This is a genomic window from Microbacterium sp. Leaf436, from assembly GCF_001424715.1.
GTDB lineage: Bacteria > Actinomycetota > Actinomycetes > Actinomycetales > Microbacteriaceae > Microbacterium.
Window position 1 is genome coordinate 113,611 of record NZ_LMRB01000004.1, and the last position, 15,637, is coordinate 129,247.

Annotated in this window: 13 protein-coding genes; 6 read left to right on the forward strand and 7 right to left on the reverse strand. The window is 71.6% G+C overall.

Annotated elements, in window-relative coordinates; genetic code table 11:
• Nucleotides 1-91: 91 nt before the first annotated feature.
• A complete protein-coding gene (gene phoU, locus ASG45_RS12840) occupies nt 92-769 on the forward strand; it encodes a phosphate signaling complex protein PhoU (RefSeq protein ID WP_055838293.1) in 678 nt (225 codons plus the stop codon).
• Nucleotides 770-823: 54 nt separating this feature from the next.
• On the opposite strand, the gene ASG45_RS12845 is transcribed toward phoU, so the two are convergent.
• Entirely contained in the window at nt 824-1,576 is a 753-nt protein-coding gene (locus ASG45_RS12845; protein WP_055838296.1) for a phosphoglyceromutase, read from the reverse strand.
• A 41-nt stretch (nt 1,577-1,617) separates the two neighbouring features.
• On the opposite strand from ASG45_RS12845, the gene ASG45_RS12850 reads away from it, so the two are divergent.
• Entirely contained in the window at nt 1,618-2,406 is a 789-nt protein-coding gene (locus ASG45_RS12850; protein WP_055838299.1) for a class I SAM-dependent methyltransferase, read from the forward strand.
• A gap of 42 nt (nt 2,407-2,448) precedes the next feature.
• On the opposite strand, the gene ASG45_RS12855 is transcribed toward ASG45_RS12850, so the two are convergent.
• The 4 genes from ASG45_RS12855 to ASG45_RS12870 all read right to left on the reverse strand — a co-directional run bounded on the left by ASG45_RS12855 (nt 2,449) and on the right by ASG45_RS12870 (nt 5,704).
• A complete protein-coding gene (locus ASG45_RS12855; RefSeq protein ID WP_162242848.1) occupies nt 2,449-3,558 on the reverse strand; it encodes an FUSC family protein in 1,110 nt (369 codons plus the stop codon).
• Nucleotides 3,555-4,643: a CAF17-like 4Fe-4S cluster assembly/insertion protein YgfZ gene (gene ygfZ / locus ASG45_RS12860; RefSeq protein WP_082516602.1), complete on the reverse strand. Its 1,089-nt coding sequence runs from the start codon at nt 4,641-4,643 to the stop codon at nt 3,555-3,557. Before ygfZ ends, ASG45_RS12855 begins: the two co-directional genes overlap by 4 nt.
• Before the next feature lie 2 nt (nt 4,644-4,645).
• Nucleotides 4,646-5,245 carry an FABP family protein gene (locus ASG45_RS12865; RefSeq protein ID WP_055838305.1) on the reverse strand — a complete coding sequence of 200 codons (600 nt, stop codon included), beginning with the start codon at nt 5,243-5,245 and terminating at the stop codon, nt 4,646-4,648.
• Nucleotides 5,246-5,413: 168 nt separating this feature from the next.
• Nucleotides 5,414-5,704, reverse strand: a complete 291-nt coding sequence (locus ASG45_RS12870; RefSeq protein ID WP_055838308.1) for a hypothetical protein — start codon at nt 5,702-5,704, stop codon at nt 5,414-5,416.
• 114 nt (nt 5,705-5,818) lie between these two features.
• On the opposite strand from ASG45_RS12870, the gene ASG45_RS12875 reads away from it, so the two are divergent.
• Genes ASG45_RS12875 through ASG45_RS12890 form a run of 4 tightly spaced genes read left to right on the forward strand, consistent with a single transcriptional unit; the run spans nt 5,819 to nt 10,177 of the window.
• Nucleotides 5,819-6,511: a winged helix-turn-helix domain-containing protein gene (locus ASG45_RS12875; RefSeq protein WP_055838310.1), complete on the forward strand. Its 693-nt coding sequence runs from the start codon at nt 5,819-5,821 to the stop codon at nt 6,509-6,511.
• A gap of 56 nt (nt 6,512-6,567) precedes the next feature.
• Nucleotides 6,568-8,733 (forward strand): RNA degradosome polyphosphate kinase, encoded by a 2,166-nt coding sequence (locus tag ASG45_RS12880; protein WP_055838313.1) that lies wholly within the window; start codon nt 6,568-6,570, stop codon nt 8,731-8,733.
• The gene (locus ASG45_RS12885; protein ID WP_055838315.1) at nt 8,730-9,668 is read left to right on the forward strand and encodes an NUDIX hydrolase; all 939 of its coding nucleotides are present in this window, start codon (nt 8,730-8,732) and stop codon (nt 9,666-9,668) included. Before ASG45_RS12880 ends, ASG45_RS12885 begins: the two co-directional genes overlap by 4 nt.
• Nucleotides 9,665-10,177, forward strand: coding sequence for a hypothetical protein (locus tag ASG45_RS12890; RefSeq protein ID WP_055838318.1), 513 nt, complete (start codon nt 9,665-9,667; stop codon nt 10,175-10,177). Before ASG45_RS12885 ends, ASG45_RS12890 begins: the two co-directional genes overlap by 4 nt.
• Before the next feature lie 205 nt (nt 10,178-10,382).
• Here the strand turns inward: ASG45_RS12890 and ASG45_RS12895 are convergent, their stop codons facing one another.
• Together ASG45_RS12895 and ASG45_RS12900 are read right to left on the reverse strand one after the other, a co-directional pair.
• Nucleotides 10,383-11,681: a M1 family metallopeptidase gene (locus ASG45_RS12895; protein WP_055838322.1), complete on the reverse strand. Its 1,299-nt coding sequence runs from the start codon at nt 11,679-11,681 to the stop codon at nt 10,383-10,385.
• Complete coding sequence (locus ASG45_RS12900) at nt 11,678-15,622, reverse strand: Pls/PosA family non-ribosomal peptide synthetase (RefSeq protein WP_055838326.1); 3,945 nt, start codon at nt 15,620-15,622, stop codon at nt 11,678-11,680. The genes ASG45_RS12895 and ASG45_RS12900 overlap by 4 nt, the downstream gene beginning before the upstream one ends.
• Between the last annotated feature and the right edge of the window lie 15 nt (nt 15,623-15,637).

Consider the following 15,637-nt stretch of genomic DNA (forward strand, 5'->3'; position numbering starts at 1 on the left):
TGTCACTGCACCGCTCGTTAACCTTCGCTGGGAAGAATCCCCGAAGGTAGCGGGACGTATGTGTGCCGTGCCGCCGACGGAAGGTACCGCGATGCGCGAAGTATTCCACCAGTCCCTCGAGGACGTCCAGAGCCGCTTGGTCGAGATCGCCGAACTCGTCACGGTCGCCATCGACCGCGCCACCCGTGCTTTCGGATCGAGCGACGTCGCCATGGCCGAAGAGGTCATCGAGGCCGACGCCATCATCGACGAGAAGGCCTTCGAGCTCGACGAGCTCGCCATCGAGATCCTCGCCCGCCAGCAGCCGGTCGCGCGCGACCTGCGCATCGTCGTGACGGCGCTGCGGGTCAGCGCGTCGCTCGAGCGCATGGGCGACATGGCCGAGCACATCGCGCAGCTCGCGCGCTCGCGCTTCCCCGAGCGCGCCATCCCGCGCGGCCTCAAGACGACCTTCACCCGCATGGGTGAGTTCGACGTCGAGGTCGCCCGCAAGCTCACCGAGCTGCTGCGGACGCAGGACCTGCGTATCGCCGACGAGATCCGCAACGCCGACGACGCCATCGACGAGCTGCACATCAGCGTCTTCGAGAAGGTGCTCGGCGACACCTGGAAGGGCGAAGCGACGGCCACGGTCGACGCGACGCTCGCGAGCCGCTACCACGAGCGGTTCGCCGACCACGCCGTCTCGGTGGCCAAGAAGGTCGTCTACCTCGCGACCGGCGATTGGGCCGGCGCCGACGACGAGGTCGAGACCAGCCCGGTCATCTGAGCACCGACGACGAAGGGGTGGATGCCGATCGGCATCCACCCCTTCGTCGTTGCGTCAGTGCTTGTTGCCCTGCGCGGCGACCGCTGCGGCGCCCGCGGCGGCGGCCTCGGGGTCGAGGTACTCCCCCGGTCCGAGGGGCTTCAGGTCGGCGTCGAGGCGGTAGACGAGCGGAATACCCGTCGGGATGTTCAGCTCGGCGATGTCGGCGTCGCTGATGCCCTCGAGGTGCTTCACGAGACCGCGCAGCGAGTTGCCGTGCGCCGTGACCAGGACGGTCTTGCCGGCCTGGAGGTCGGGGACGATGTCGCTGTGCCAGTAGGGCAGCATGCGGTCGATGACGATCGACAGCGACTCGGTCGCGGGGACCTCACCGTCGATGCCGACGTAGCGTGGGTCGCCGACCTGGCTGTACTGGTCGTCGGCGGGCAGGGCCGGCGGCGGAACGTCGAACGAACGGCGCCAGAGCATGAACTGCTCGTTGCCGAACTCCTCGAGCGTCTGGGCCTTGTCCTTGCCCTGCAGGGCGCCGTAGTGACGCTCGTTGAGGCGCCACGAGCGCTTCACCGGGATCCACAGACGGTCGGCGGCGTCGAGCGCGATGTTGGCGGTCTGGATGGCGCGACTGAGGACGGAGGTGTGCAGCACGTCGGGCAGCACGCCCGACTCGGCGAGCATCTCGCCGCCGCGCTGCGCCTCGGCCTTGCCCTGGTCGGTGAGTCGCACGTCGACCCAGCCGGTGAACTGGTTGGTCTTGTTCCACTCGCTCTGCCCGTGGCGGAGGAGGATCAGCGTGTGAGGCGCGGTCATGCCTCCATGTTATCGACGCGCGCGGCTGGCATCATGTTCCGGTGACTCCCTCCCCCGTCGGCCGCCCGACCCGCGGGACGACCGGGGTCAATCGGCTTCGCCGGGTGGACCGGTGGATCGCCCGGCATCCGGTGCTGCGCCGCACCGACGACCCCCTCGTGGTCGACCTCGGCTTCGGCGCGAGCGCGGTCACGCCCCTGGAACTCCTCGCCCGGCTGACGAAGCAGAGAGCGGATGCCACGGTCGTCGGGCTCGAGATCGACGCCGATCGCGTCGCCCGCGCCCGCGCGCAAGCGGAGGGCGTCGCGGGCGTCACCTTCGCCCGTGGGGGGTTCGAGGTGCCGCTGCCGGGCCGGCGACGCCCCGCCGTCATCCGCGCGATGAACGTGCTGCGTCAATACGACGAAGACGACGTCGCCGACGCCTGGGGCCGCATGTGCGCGCGGCTTCAACCCGACGGCATCCTGGTCGAGGGCACCTGCGACGAGATCGGGCGCATCGCCACCTGGGCCGAGATCGGGGCGGATGCCATTCCCCGCAGCCTCACCATCTCGCTGCGCCTGGCAGAGCTCGACTCCCCCGCGATCGCGGCCGAGCGCCTGCCCAAGGCCTTGATCCACCGCAACGTGGACGGCGAGCGGGTGCACGCCTTCGTGGCCTCCCTCGAGCGGGAGTGGACGCGGGCGGCCGTGGTCGCGCCCTTCGGCTCCGTCCACCGGTGGCGCGTCGCCATGATCGCCCTCGCCGACGCCGGCTGGCCGCTGCTGAGACGGGAACGGTGGCGGCTGGGCGAGGTCGGCGTCGCGTGGGAGGCCGTCGCGCCGCTCTGAGCCCGACCCGGCGTGGTCGCACCGACGTCGCGCGGCTCGCGCTCAGATGCGCGGGAGAAGCGCCCGCGCCTCGGCCGACGGCATCCCCGCCGCCACGAGCAGGTCAACGGCGAGCGGACGCAGGGCCGCGACGAGGTTGAGTTCTCCGACACCCCCGCCCGGTAGCAGCGCGGCGGGGTCGAGCCGTCGGATCACCGCGACCACCGCCGCGCGGGCGACGGGCTCGAGCGAGATGTCGTCGAGGCTGTCGCGCACCAGCCCCGCCCCGCGGGCGAGCTCGGCGAGCAGATCGGCCGGGACCGGACGCGCCTCACCGTCGACGCAGAGGTACGCCGCGCGGCGGGCGACGACGCGCAGGTTGCGCGTGGCCAGATCGAGCGCCTCGCGCACGCGGGCATGCCGCTGCAGCTCGGTGCGCTGACGGCGCAGGAACGGCGAGATGCGCGCCACTTCGCGGCCCGACTCCAGCGAGCCGCTCCACGCGTCGACGTAAGTCTGCAGAGACCGCGCGCGTTCCAGGCCCCGCTCGGCCCGCGCGCGGTCCCCTCGGCGCAGCGCCCGCACGATCGTCGCCATGGCCACATCGAGCGCGTCGAACAGCTCGTCGGCGTCGCGGAGCTCGGTGCGGCGCAGCGTGCGCGGGATGAGCGCCGTCACGATCAGAGCGGCGACACCGCCGATGGCCCCGTCGACGAGGCGGAGAAAGGGCGCTCCGGTCACCACCACCAGGGCGATGAGCGACTGCACCACCGCCGCGAGGGCGAACCCCGGCTGCGGCGAGAGGAAGCGCGCGACCACCAGGGTGACCGACATGGCCACGGCGATCTGCCACCAGCCGCTTCCGGCGGTCACCAGCACGATCTCGGCGACCAAAATGCCGACGAGCATGCCGACGACGGTCTCACCGACACGCCAGGGTCGCGCGTCACGCACCAGTCCGAGGCTCGACACCGTGACCGTCGCCGCCAGCAGCGGAACCGGGTGGCCCAGGACGAAGTGCGCGAAGGCGTACGCCGAGGTGGCCGCGACCACGATCTGGACGATCGCGGGCAGCGACTCGCGCACCCGCGCGACACGTCGCCCCAGGGTGGAACGCAGACGGGAGGGAGGAACGACGACGCCGACCGTCGTCGACGAGTCGTCGGCGCTCATTCCGCGGCGCGGCGGCGACCCAGGCGCGGCAGACGCGGTACAGACGCGGTGGCGCCCGCGTCGGCGGGCACGACGGTCTCGGCGGCCGCGGCGATGGGGCCGTCGGCCGTGTCGACCACGAGCGGCACGCCCTCGGGGGCCGTGCGCTTGACGAGGGCCAACGCGATGGGCCCGTCTTCGTGGTGGATCGCAACCGAGGTGATCGTGCCGATCACGCTGTCACCCGCGCGCACGGCATCACCGCGCGCGGGAAGCACACTGTCGCTCCCGTCGAGCTGCAGCGCGACGACACGACGCGGCGGGTGGCCCAGGTTGTGCACCTTCGCCACCGTCTCCTGACCGCGATAGCAGCCCTTCGACAGGTGCACGGCGGTGCGCAGCCAGTCCATCTCGTGCGGAAGCAACCGCTCGTCGGCGTCGACGCTCACGCGCGGGCGCCACGCGGCCACGCGCAGCGCTTCGACAGCGTCACGACCCGCGAACGCCATCTCTCCCGCGACAGCGGCATCGATCAGGCGGTCGAGCTCTTCGGCATCCACGATCGCCTCGGCCCAGTCACGGTCGGCTCCCGGATGCGGATCGACACGGGCGTACGCCCATCCGCCGGGGGTGACGTCGGGCCACGGGTCGACCCAGACCGGAGCCGCCGCGGTGAGGGCTTCGACGGCGGCACGCGTGCCCCCGATCACCGACAGTTCGTCGGAACGATCGCGCACGTCCACTCGCAGGCGGAAGCGCATGCGGGTGAGCCAGGTCAGGAGCGCCTCGGCGTCGGACGCGTCCACGATCAACCAGGTCATCTCACCGTCGTCGACGACCGAGGCCGCGTGCTCGACGCGCCCCTGCGGATCGAGGATGAGGAGTTCCGTCGACACTCCCGGGGCCAAGTGCGTCAGCGCCTGTGACGACAGGGAGTCGAGCCAGCTGCGCCGGTCCTCGCCGCCCACCGAGATGACGCGGCGATCGCCCAGAGGGGCAAGGGCGGTTCCGGATGCCAGACGGCGCTGTTCCGCGACGGGAGAACCGACGTGGCGCAGCCCCGCGTCGTCGACGACCGCGCCGGGAACCTGTGACAGCGAAGCCATGGTCATTCCGCCCGGGCCAGGCGCGCCGACGCGTGCGAGCCCAGTTCGCGGCCGAGGGCGGCGATGTCCCAGGCCCACAGCAGATGGTTGTCGACGAGACCGTAGAGGCGCGTGGCCGCGGCGTACGGCTTCGCGCCGGCGGCGCGCACCACGGCGTCGGTCGCCAGATCGATGCGCGGACCCTTGACCTGGCCGACGTACAGCTCGAGCACGCCGTCGGCGTGGGCGAGGCTGACCTCGAGGTCGAAGCCGCCGTCGGCGTTGCGCAGAGCCTCGACGTCGTCGGCGGTGCGGACCGCCGCCGGGGCGGACGGCGGGAGCAACGCGGGACCCGCGTCGGCGTCTGTCGCCGGTCGCGCGAGGCGCCAGTACCCGGTCTCGGCGACCAGGGGACGACGCGCATCGCCGTCGAGCAGCCAGGCGTCGGCGGAGTAGTTGAGGTACCCCCCACCGTCGTGGCTGAAGCTCACGCGATGCGCGAACTCACCCGAGAACGCGTGCCCGTCGACCTCGTAGTCGATGACGCCGGTGCCTTCCCAGACGCCGACCAGCCACGACAGAGGGACGAGGTCGGCCGGAAGATCGGTCGGGATCTCGATCACGGTGCGCTCAGCGCTGGCCGCGATAGAGGTTCCAGACGACCGTGCCGGAGACGAAAGCGATCGCCAGCGATGCGAGGCCGAGAAGTCCCACGAAGAAGAGTTCGAGCGCGAGGAGGTCCATGAGGCGAGTCTATCCGGGAACCGAGTTCGACGGATCGTCGCGACCCGTCATCCGTTGACGATGGATGCCAGACCGAAACCCGCCGTGACGATGCCGAGCACGAGCAGCGCACCGAGGGCGCTCAGCGCCATGCGCTGGATGAACGCCTGCGACCGCCCGTACCAGAGCTGGATGGCGAAGGCGACGATCAGGCAACCACCGAGCGCGACGGTCACCCACTGCGCACGCCAGCCCTCGGGGGCGAACACCCCGATGGCCACTCCGGCGATCAGCGCGAGTACCCACACGGCGACGATGCCGCCGAAAGTCCGGCGCGGCGCGAGGTCGGGAGTCGACATGGATCCATCATCACCCAGGACGGGCCGAGAGCGCGAGCGCGGGCCGATGACGGCGCGCGGCGGCGCGTCACCCTAAGATGGGCGGGTGCGCGGCAGGTCGCGCGGGAGGTCCCTTTGGCACAGCTTCTGGTTCTGAGCTCCGCACCCGGCGGCGGAGCGGCCTTGCCTGCGCTCGAACTGCTGAGCCACCGCGTGCGCCAGATCCCCGCCGAGCCTGCTCAGTTGGTGAACGCGCCCAGCGCAGACGTCGTCTTCATCGACGCGCGCTTCGACCTCGTCGGCGCCAAGTCGCTGTGCAAGATCATCTCGACGACCGGCATGGAAGCCCCGCTCGTGCTGATCGTCACCGAGGGCGGTCTCACCGCCGTCTCGACCGACTGGGGCATCGACGACGTGGTGCTCGTCGGCGCCGGCCCCGCCGAGATCGACGCCCGCATCCGCCTGGCCATGGGGCGCCGTGCCGCCGACCAGGTGTCCACGCGCATCCAGACCTCGGGCATCTCGATCGACGAGTCCTCGTACTCGGCCAAGGTGCACGGCAAACCCCTCGATCTGACCTACAAGGAGTTCCAGCTCCTGCACTTCTTCGCCACGCACCCCTCGCGGGTGTTCACGCGCGAGCAGCTGCTCAGCGAGGTCTGGGGCTACGACTACTTCGGCGGCACCCGCACGGTCGACGTGCACGTGCGACGACTGCGCGCGAAGCTCGGCGATCTCGAACAGCTGATCGGCACCGTCCGCAACGTCGGATACCGCTTCAACGTATACGAAGACGACCCCGCGCCCGCGGCATCCTCCCCCTCCTGACGACGCACGCACCTCGTGTTCACTCGCGTGTCACCGACCCCTGACATGATGTGGGAATGATGGAACACGACGCGCTGGATGCCGGGCTCGGCGACGCCGACGACGACGACTTCGACGAGGCCGTCGAGGCCGCCGACGACCAGCTCCCCGATCACCGCTACCTCGACCGCGAGATCAGCTGGTTGTCGTTCAACCAGCGCGTCCTCGAACTGGCCGAAGACCCGATGGTCCCGGTACTCGAACGAGCCAACTTCCTCGCCATCTTCGCCAGCAACCTCGACGAGTTCTTCATGGTGCGTGTCGCCGGCCTCAAACGCCGCATCGTCACCGGCCTCGCCGTACCCACCAACGTGGGCCGCGCGCCGCTCGACGTGCTCGCCGACATCTCGGCCGAAGCGCACCGCCTGCAGGAGCGCCACGCCGCCGCCTGGACCGAGAAGGTGCGCCCCGCACTGGCCGAGGCCGGCATCGAGGTCGTGTCGTGGGACTCGCTCGACGAAGACACCGCCGCTCGACTGACCGAGTACTTCCAGCGCAACGTCTTCCCGGTGCTCATGCCGCTCGCCGTCGACCCGGCGCACCCGTTCCCCTACATCTCGGGCCTCTCGCTCAACCTCGCGATCCGCATCCGCAACGCGCGCACCGGCCGACAGGAGTTCGCGCGCCTGAAGGTGCCCCCGATGCTCCCCCGTTTCGTCGAGATCAGCGGCGGCCCCGGCGTGCGCTACCTGCCGCTCGAGGAGCTCATCTCGAACCACCTCGGCGATCTGTTCCCCGGGATGGAGGTGCTCGACCACCACGCGTTCCGTCTGACCCGCAACGAAGACATGACGATCGAAGAGGACGAGACCGAGAACCTCATCCAGGCACTCGAGGCCGAGCTGCTGCGTCGTCGGTTCGGGCCGCCCATCCGCCTCGAGATCACCGAGGACATGGATGACGTGACCCGATCGCTGCTGCTGAGCGAACTCGACATCACCGAGCAGGAGGTCTACCGCCTGCCCGGCGCCCTCGACCTGCGCGGCCTGTTCGACCTGTCGCGCATCGATCGCCCCGACCTGCGCTACCCGCCCCACGTGCCCAAGACCGCCCTGGCCTTCCAGCCGGCGGAGCAGAACGGCCGCGCAGACCTGTTCGGCGCGATCCGCAAGGCCGACGTGCTCGTGCACCACCCCTACGAGTCGTTCGCCACGAGCGTGCAGGCCTTCCTCGAGCAGGCCGCCCGTGACCCGCACGTGCTCGCCATCAAGCAGACGCTGTACCGCACCTCGGGCGACAGCCCCATCGTGCAGGCGCTCATCGACGCCGCCGAAGCCGGCAAGCAGGTGCTCGCCCTCGTCGAGGTCAAGGCGCGCTTCGACGAGGCGAACAACATCGTCTGGGCGCGCAAACTCGAGAAGGCCGGCGTGCATGTCGTCTACGGCCTCGTGGGGCTGAAGACCCACTGCAAGCTCGCCCTCGTCATCCGAGAAGAAGAGGGACGCCTGCGCCACTACAGCCACGTGGGCACGGGCAACTACAACCCGAAGACGAGCCGTATCTACGAAGACTTCGGCCTGTTCACCGTCGACGATCAGGTGGGGCGCGACCTCACCCGTCTGTTCAACGAGCTCAGCGGGTACGCGATCGAGAAGAAGTTCAAGCGCCTGCTCGTCGCCCCCCTGCACCTGCGCAAGGGTCTGCTGCGCCACATCGACAAAGAGCGTCGCAACGCCCTCGAGGGCAAGACCTCGGGCGTGCGGATCAAGGTCAACTCGATGGTCGACGAAGAGATCATCGACGCCCTGTACCGCGCCAGCCAGGCCGGGGTACCCGTGGATGTCTGGGTGCGCGGCATCTGCTCGATCAAGCCCGGGGTCGAGGGGATGAGCGAGAACATCACCGTGCGCTCCATCCTCGGTCGCTACCTGGAGCACTCGCGCATCTTCACGTTCGACAACGACGGCGATCCGCAGGTGTTCATCGGCAGCGCCGACATGATGCACCGCAACCTCGACCGCCGCGTCGAGGCCCTGGTGCGCGTGGTCGATCCCGCGCAGGTCCAGGAACTGATGACGCTGTTCAGCCTCGCGATGGACGACGGCACGAGCTCGTGGCACCTCGGTGCCGAGGGCGAGTGGGTGCGTCACAGTGTCGACGCCGACGGCGCACCGCTGGTCGACCTGCAGGAGCACACGATGGCGCTCGTCCAGCGCAAGCGCCGCGCACGGTCGGCGCGGTGACCGAGACCGCGATCTATGCGGCCGGCGGCGTGGTGTGGCGCGTCGTCGACGGAAAGCTGCGCGTGCTGCTCATCCACCGCACCAAGTACCGCGACCTGACGCTGCCCAAGGGCAAGGTCGATCCCGGCGAGACCCTCGCCGAGACGGCCGTGCGCGAGATCCGCGAAGAGACGGGCATCCGCGTGGCGCTGGGCGTGCCGGTCGGAGTGTCGCGGTACCGGATGCCGAGCTCGCGCACCAAGATCGTGCACTACTGGGCCGCCGAGGCCACCGATGCCGCCGTGCGCACCTCGACGTTCGTGCCGAACAAAGAGGTGGCGGCCGTCGAGTGGGTGAGCCTGAAGAAGGCGCGGAAGAACCTCAGCTACCCCGTCGACATCGAGATCCTCGACGAGTTCACGCGGTTGGTCGACGAGCAGGCGCTTCCCACGTTCCCCGTGATCGCCCTGCGCCATGCCAAGGCCCGCTCGCGCGAGGAATGGGAGGGCGAAGACAGCGATCGCCCCCTCACCACGCGGGGACGCCGACAGGCCGAGGCCATCGTCGGACCGCTGCTCGCCTTCGGCGTGCGCCGGATCGTCTCGAGCCCCGCCGAGCGCTGCGTCCGCACGGTCACTCCCCTGTCGCACGCGCTCGGACAACGCATCCAGGTCAGCGGCGAGATCAGCCAGGACGCCTGGGAAGAGGGCCGTTCCGACGCGCGGACCGTCATCGGCGAGCGGGTGCGGGCGCGCAAGCCCGTCGTCCTCGCCAGCCACGGTCCCGTGCTGCCCGACATCCTGAACGAGATGGCACTGGCCACCGGCACCATGCGCGGGTCGTACCTGGGCAGTTCCTCGGCGCTCGAACCCGGCGGGTTCTCGGTCGTGCACATTCCGGTGGCGCACCCCGGTGCGGGCATCGTCGCCATCGAGACGCACGAGCCGCCGGTGTGACCCTGCCCCTCGACGTCCGCGTCGCGTGGCGCGAGGTCCCGCCGGGCACGGTGCGCCGCGAGGTGTCGCGGTCGTTGCTCGCCGAGCAGCTCCCGGGGTCAGACGTCGTGTCACGGTGCTCCGCGTGCGGCGGTGAACACGGGCGCGTGCGGGTCACGGGGGTCGAGGCCACGGCATCCGTCTCGTACGCGGAGGGGTGGGCCGTGGTGGCGACCTCACGTTCAGCGGGGTCGGTGGGAGTCGACGCGGTCCCCGCCGAGGCGACCGGCCTCGACAACGTCCTGCCGGGAGCGGATGCCCGCACCTGGGCGCGGGTGGAGGCGGTGCTCAAGGCCGACGGTCGCGGGCTCACCGTCGACCCGGCGCGCGTGCGGATCGAGCCCCGGGCGGACGACACCTGGGTCGGTCGGGTCGACGACGGCGCTCCGTACGACGGGTACGACGTGGTGGGCCCGCCGGGCGTCGTTGTCGCCGTCGCGGTGTCACCCGGGGCGTGTGCCGCTCGATAGTGGTGGCCGGGGGCGAGGCGGGCGCGACGTGCGATGAGCGGCGGGGCGGGCGCGGCGGCGGGTGCGGGGCGCGGCGCGAGCGCTCGACGCGAGCGCTCGACGCGTGACGAGCGGAGGGCGAGGGACGAGCGGAGGACGCGGAGCGCTCAGGCCCCCTCCCTCCGCCCCTCGCCCTCCGCTTGCCCCGGCGACCGGGGCCGGAACCTCACACCCGCGACGGCAGAGCGGTGCGGTCGACCCACGCCGACAGCACCGCCGCGGCATCCGCTCCCCCGGCCCGAGCCACCGCGGCGCGGAAGTCGTCGGTCGTGACGAGTGCGTGGCGGTGGTCGGCGGTCCAGGCGCGCAGCAGATCGAAGAACGCGACATCGCCCAGGGTCCGCCGCAGCGCGTGCAGCGTCAGCGCGCCGCGTTTGTACACGCGGTCGTCGAACATGTCGTCGGGTCCGGGGTCGATCAGCAGCAGATCGCGCGGCTTGGCGGCCAGTCGGGCGTAGTGGTCGTCGACGCAGGTCTGCACCGAAGGGCCGCCCGAGGCCTCGGACCACAGCCACTCGGCGTAGCAGGCGAAGCCCTCGTTCAGCCAGATGTCGCTCCACCGCGCGAGACCGACGCTGTTGCCGAACCACTGGTGGGCCAGCTCGTGCGCGATGAGGCGCTGTGCCGCGGGGACGAGGTGATTCATGCCGAAGACGGCGAGGCCCTGCGCCTCGAGCGGGATCTCGAGCTCATCGGCGGTGACGACGAGCGTGCACGCCTGCTGCGGGTACGGCCCGAACAGGCGGTCGAAGAGCCGCAGCATCTCGGGCACGGGGGCGAAGGCGCGGTCGACCGCGGCCGTCAGCGCCGGCGGAGCGCTGACGGTCACCGGCGGCACGACATCGACGCCACTGCCCGCCAGGGGACGCGTGCGATACCGGCCCACGTGCACCGCCGCCAGGTACGTGGCGGTGGGCACATCGGAGGTGAACACCCGGGTGGTGCGACCGCCGCGGCGCATGCTCGCTCCCGCGACGCCGGTCGCGGCGACCTCGTAGCCGTCGTCGACCGTGATCTGCATGCGCATCGAGGCACGGTTGTCGGGGCGGTCGTTGCACGGGAACCACGTCGGAGCCCCCGTGGGCTGGCCGGCGACCAGAGCGCCGTCGGTGAGCTCTTCCCACCCGACGGTCCCCCAGCGCGAGCGACGGGGCGCCGGGGTGCCGGCGTACGCGACCTCGACTTCGAACCGATCCCCCGCGGCGAGAGCGCGCGCAGGCGTCACGCGGATCGCGTGCGGCCCGGCCGTCACCCGCGCGGCGGCTCCGTCGACGCGCACACGCGAGGTGCGGAGCCCGACGAGGTCGAGGGCGAACGAGGTCACCGCAGCGCGGGCCACGGCGACGATGGTCGCGGTTCCCTCGAGACGGTTGGTGCGCACGCGATAACCGAGGACGAGGTCGTACGACTGCACGTCGTACGAGGCGTCACCGCTCTGCGGGGCGTAGGAGTCGGTGGCGCTCACGTGGTCGACTGGTAGGCGCGGACCTTCACGGCACGCCACGGACCGATGGGGTTGCCGCTCCAGCGCGAGCCGACCGGAACGGTCTCACCGCGCATGACCAGCGACGCCGGCCCCACGGTCGCGTGCGCACCGAGGGTGGAGGCGGGAAGGACCACGCTGTGCGGACCGAGGGTCGCCCCCGCTTCCAGCTCGACGGTATCCATACTCATGATTCGATCATGGAACAGATGCGTCTGCACCACGCATCCGCGGTTGACGGTTGACGCGGCCCCCAAAGTGACCAGGTCGGGTTCGGGCAGCCAGTAGCTCTCGCACCAGACACCGGCACCGATCGTGGCGCCGAGGCTCCGCAGCCACACGGCGAGCGCGGGGGTTCCCGTCGCCGCGCGCGCGAACCACGGGGCGGCGACCATCTCGGTGAAGGTGTCCGAGACCTCGGTACGCCACACGAAGCTCGACCAGAGGGGCTGTTCCCCCGCGCGGATGACGCCGACGATGGCCCACTTGGCCGCGGTCGAGACCCCGGCGGCGACCGCCCCCGCGGCCAGCCTCACCAGGCCCGACAGCAGCAGCGTCCACACCGGCCCGACGCTCTGCCAGAGCCCGGCGAGGGCGAAGATCACCCCGAGCCCGATGGCGCAGGTGACGACGACGGGAACGAAGCGCCCCAGTTCCCACAGCGTCCGCGCCAAGCGCAGACCCGACGTGGGGCGGTAGGTGCGCGACTCGTCGCCCGCGGCCGACAGGCGGCGCAGACGCACCGCGGGCGAGCCGAGCCACGACGAACCCGCCTTGGCCTTCATCGGCGCCGCCGACAGCACCGCGACCAATCCGTCGCGCGGCACGCGGTGCCCCGGCGCAGCCATGCCCGAGTTGCCGAGGAACGCGCGCTTGCCGATGCGCACCGGGCCGATCCGCAGCCATCCGGCGCGCAGCTCGTAGGACGCCACCATCGTGTCGTCGGCCAAGAACGCGCCGTCTTCGATGCGGGTCATCGACGGGATCAACAGAACGGTCGACGCCTCGACGTCGCGACCCACCTCGGCGCCGAGCAGGCGCAACCACACGGGGGTGAACAACGACGAGTACAGCGGGAAGAGGATCGTGCGGGCGGCATCCAGAAGTCGTTCGATGGTCCATGCCTGCCACGCGACGCGGCTGCGCACGGGGTGGGTCCCCTCGGTCAGCCCGATCGAGAGCAGCCGCACGAGCAGGACGACGGATGCCGCGAACACGAGGCCCGTGACGGCGACAGCCGGGACGAGCCAGACGAAGGCACCCCCTGCGGCCCCGGCGAGCGAATCCGCGCCGCGCATGCCCTGGGCGACCACGAGCGCGCCCACGGTGAAGGCCGCGAGCGGCAGGAGCGCGAGCACGAGCGCCGACGCGGCGTACGCCCACAGCCAGCGGGTGGGCGCGGGCGGGCGCTCGGTCGGCCATCCCTTCGCCGTCCCGCCGACGCGCACGGCGGGCGAACCCGCCCACGACTGGTCGGCCTTGACGCGGCCGAACACCGCGGATCCGGGGGCGATCTCGGCTCGCCGGCCGATGCGGGTGCCCGGCGCGAGCGTGGAGCGCGCTCCCACCGTCGCCTCGGCACCGATGCGCACCTCGCCGATGCGCACGAGGTCGCCGTCGATCCAGTACCCGGTGAGGTCGACCTCGGGCTCGATCGATGCGCCGTCGCCGACGACGAGCATGCCCGTGACCGGCGGCAGCGCGTGCATGTCAACGTTCCGGCCGATCCGCGCGCCCAGAGCGCGGGCGTAGTACGACACCCAGGGGGCGCCGGCCAGACCCACGGCATCCACCTGGTCGGCGATCTGCTCGGCGAGCCACAGGCGGATGTGCACCCAGCCGCCCCGCGGGTGATCCCCGGGGCGTACCCCCGCCAGCAGCAGACGAGCGGATGCCACGGCGATCGCCATGCGTCCGAACGGCGTCGCGAAGATCAGCAGACCGACCACGAGCAGGGGCCAGGGCACCGACGGCAGCACGTCGAAGCCGGGGAGGAGCCGCAGCACGGCCGACGCGGTGAGCAGGTACAGCAGCCACCGCACGCCGGAGAGCACGAACAGCGGCGCGCCCAGCAGCGTCTGAGCCCACTGGGTCGTGCGCGGGGTGGGCTCGGCGCGGTGGAACTCCGCCGCGCCCTCGTCGACCAGCTGCGGACCGAGGGCTTTCGCCATCGCGCCCAGACGGGGAACGTCGTAGATGTCGGCGACCGAGAACTCCGGCACCCGCGTGCGGATGCGCGAGACCAGCTGCGCGGCCGCGAGCGAACCACCGCCGAGGTCGAAGAAGTCGGTCTTGCGCTCGGTGACGGCGACGCCGAGCACCGCCTGCCACTGCTCGGCGAGCCAGGCCTCGTCGGCCGAGAAGTCGGTGGGCGCGGGGGCGTCGACGCCCGGGAGCGGCCAGGGCAGTGCCGCGCGGTCGACCTTGCCCGAGGTGCGCACCGGCAGCGCGTCGACGACGCCGAGCAGCGGGATGGTCGCCGCCGGCAGCCGCTCGGCGAGCGCGGCGCGCGCGGCGCCCCGGTCGAGGTCGACGCCCTCGTCCATGACCAGGTAGCCGACGAGCACGGGCACGCCGGCCTCGGTCGTGCGCACGGCGACCGTGGCGGCGCTCACGCCCGCCAGATCCTGCAGCGCCGACTCGACCTCGCCCAGCTCGATGCGTCGTCCGCCGACCTTGACCTGGTCGTCGGCGCGGCCCTGGAAGACCAGGCCTTCCGACTCGAATCGCACCAGGTCGCCCGAGCGGTAGGCACGATCCCATCCGAGCGTCGGCATGGGCGCGTACTTCTCGGCGTCCTTCGCGGGGTCGAGGTAGCGTGCGAGACCGACTCCGCCGATGATGAGCTCTCCGGTGCCCCCCTCGGGAACGGGGAGTCCTTCGGCGTCGACGACGGCCAACGCCCATCCGTCGAGCGGCAGACCGATGCGCACCGGCAGCGAGCCGTCGAGCGCGGCCGCGCACGCGACCACGGTGGCCTCGGTCGGCCCGTAGGTGTTCCACACCTCGCGACCGTCGGCGACCAGGCGGGCGGCGAGCTCGGGCGGGCAGGCCTCGCCGCCGAAGATCAACAGGCGCACGTTCTCGATCGAGTCGGCGGGCCACATCGCCGCCAGCGTCGGCACGGTCGACACCACGGTGATGCCCTGGCGCAGCAGCCACGGCGCCAGGTCTTCGCCGGAGCGCACGAGCGAGCGCGGGGCGGGAACCAGGCACGCGCCGTGCCCCCACGCGAGCCACATCTCCTCGCACGAGGCGTCGAAGGCGACCGACAGACCGGCCAGCACCCGGTCGCCCGGTCCCAACGGCTCCTGCTGAAGGAACAGGCGTGCCTCGGCTTCGACGAATGCCGCCGCCGAACGGTGCGAGACGGCGACGCCCTTGGGAACGCCCGTCGAACCCGAGGTGAAGATGATCCACGCGTCGTCGTCGACGCCGGGCGGGGCCACCACCGGCACGGCGTTCGTGCTGGGATGCGGCGCGTCGCCGTCGTACAGGCGCACGAGGTCGGCATCCGCGTCGTGGGAGACGAACTCCCCCGCGCCCACGACGATGCCGCGGACCCCGGCTTCGCCGAACACCAAGCGGGCCCGCTCGTCGGGATCGTCGGCGTCCACGGGCACGTAGGCGGCACCGGCGGCCATGACCGCGAGAATCGAGACGTACAGCTCCTTGGAGCCCGACGGCATCCGCACCCCCACGCGGTCGCCGCGGCGCACACCCGCCGCGTGCAGGGCGCCGGCCGTGCGCCAGACGCGCGCGAGCAGCTCCCGGTAGCTCAGGGCGCCCGAGCCGTCGTCGATCGCCGAGGCCTCCGGATGCCGGGCGGCGACGTCCGAGAGCAGATCGATGAGGGTGCGCGCAGGAGCCGCGGCATCCCGTCGGTCGAGCGGAGCCTGTGCGGCGGAGGCAGAGTTCGTCACGGGGGTGAACAGTAC